Annotated in this window: 1 protein-coding gene and 1 pseudogene; both read right to left on the bottom strand. The window is 65.8% G+C overall.

Annotated elements, in window-relative coordinates; all coding sequences use genetic code 11:
- On the bottom strand, positions 1–462 hold a 462-nt coding region (locus tag ACFQX9_RS11185; RefSeq protein WP_377788423.1), incomplete at its 3' end, for an ATP-binding protein.
- Positions 459–2,004: pseudogene (gene istA, locus ACFQX9_RS11180) on the bottom strand (IS21 family transposase). The pseudogene istA and the gene ACFQX9_RS11185, both read right to left, overlap by 4 nt.
- Positions 2,005–2,163: the final 159 nt, after the last annotated feature.

Below are 2,163 nucleotides of genomic sequence, written 5' to 3'. Positions count from 1 at the left end.
GCGCCGCGCCACCTGGAGCTTCTGGACGAGATCGGTGGTGCGGGTGAAGAGGACGCGCCATCCGTTCTCGATAAGGGCCAGGCCGATGGCTGCCGCCAAGTGACTCTTGCCGCCGCCGGGCGGGCCGAACAGCAGCAGATTGGCGCCCTTGCCGAGCCAACCATCGCCGGCGGCGAGCGCGGTCACCTGTGCCTTGGAGATCATCGGCACAGCCTCGAAGTCGAAGTTGTCGAAGGTCTTTCCAGCGGGCAGCCGCGCCTGGACGAGATGGCGCTCGACGCGGCGGCGGCCGCGTTCGGCGATCTCGTGCTCGGCAATGGTGGCGAGGAAGCGGGCCGCCGGCCAGCCTTCCTTGTCGCACTGCTCGGCAAATTGCGGCCACAGCACCTTGATGGCTGGCAGCCGCAACTCGTTGAGCAATAGATTGAGGCGCGCGGTGTCAATGGTGTTGGCCGTGCTCATGCGGCACCTCCGATCTCGCCGGCACCGATGAGGCACTCATAGGTGGCGAGCGGTGCGAGCTGCACCACGACGTGCGGCACGCAGGCCGGATCGGGAGAGAAGTAAGCGCGCAGCCGGTTGAGGTCGGGCAGTCGGCCGGCATCAAGCTCGGTCGCGAGCTGATCGGCGAGTTCGGCCTCGCAGCCGCGTTCATGGGCCAGTGCGAGCAGATCGACCATGATCCGGCAGGCTTTCCTGTCCGGCAGCCGTTCGCGCAAGCAATCGAAGGTCCGGCGATAGGCATCGCGCGGGAACAGCCGATCACGGTAGACGAGATTGAGCAGCGCCATTGGCTTGCGCCGCAAGGAATGGATCACGTGCCGATAATCGACGACCTGGTCGTGCTTGCCGTTGGGATGCGGCCGCCCACGCGGCAGGGTGACGAGATGGGTGCCGCCGACGAACACGTCGAGACGATCGTCGTAAAGGCGCACCCGCAGTTGGTGCCCGATCAAACGCGACGGCACGGTGTAGAACACCTTGCGCAAGGTGAAGCCGCCGCTTGACGTCACGCGGACAATCACCTCCTCGTAGTCCGAGGTGCGGCGATCTGGCAACGCCTGCAGGGTGGCGCGCTCGTGGTCGATCCGCTTGGAGTTGCGGGCACCGGCGGCTGACGATCTCGTCGATGAAGCCGCGATAGGCGGCGAGATCATCGAAGTCGGCAGTGCCGCGCAACAGCAGCGCATCGGCGATCGTCCGCTTGAGATGGCCATGCGAGCTTTCGATCGCCCCGTTCTCGTGTGCGATGCCGCGATTGTTGCGGGAAGGCCGCATGCCGTAGTGGGCGCAGAGGTCCTCGTACCGCCTGGTCAGATCGTCCCTCGCATTGCGATCGAGATTGCAGAAGGCGGCCGACAGGCTGTCGGTCCGATGCTCCCGCGGTGCCCCACCGAGCGACCACAGGGCATTCTGCAGCCCTTCGGCCAATGCGACGAAGCTCTCGCCACCGAGCACGACATGGGCGTGTTCAAACCCGCAATAGGCCAACCGGAAGTGATACAGGCGATGATCGAGCGGCACGCCAGCGATGGCGACCCCAAGCTCGCCCATATCGGTGAAGTCGGACAGGCCGACCTGGCCCACTTCGTGGGTCTGGCGGAAGATGACCTCCTGCTCCTCGCCGTGGATCGCCCGCCAGGCGCGGATCCGGCGCTCGAGCGTGCGGCGGATTCCAGCCCCCAGCTCAGGATGGCGTCGGAGCATCTCCTCGAACATGGCCACGGGCCGCACGCCGGGAGCCGCCTTCAGCATCGGCACGACCTCCAGGCCGAAGACGTTGGCCAAGGGATCCGGCCGGCGCCTTTGCCGCGGTGACTTCTTTTGCGACGGAAGGCGCAGATCCTTCTCGAGCCGATAAGCGGTCGACGAACTGAACGGCCTTCGCGGCCGCCTCTGGCGGCGAATTGGTTTGACGGAACTTCATGTAGAGCCTCATCTGGTGATCGGTGACATGGCAGCCTGGCAACGGGTGATTCCTCTTTGGCGAGAAGAACCATCCATCACCGGCCAGCCGCGATCACCAGACGGCGCGGTCCGCTCGGATCGCGCCGTCGCCGGGCTCGTAACTCCGGTCGGGCTACGCCCTCCCTGCGTCACGAGCCCGGCGAAGCTCTCTCATCCTGATTGACGCTGCACTTCCATCCTGATTGCCGCGCCGCA

Source organism: Bradyrhizobium sp. GCM10028915 (genome assembly GCF_042666195.1).
GTDB classification, from domain to species: Bacteria; Pseudomonadota; Alphaproteobacteria; order Rhizobiales; family Xanthobacteraceae; genus Bradyrhizobium; species Bradyrhizobium canariense_D.
The sequence above is the reverse complement of the archived record's forward strand: the minus strand, read 5'-3'. Positions and strand labels throughout refer to the sequence as shown.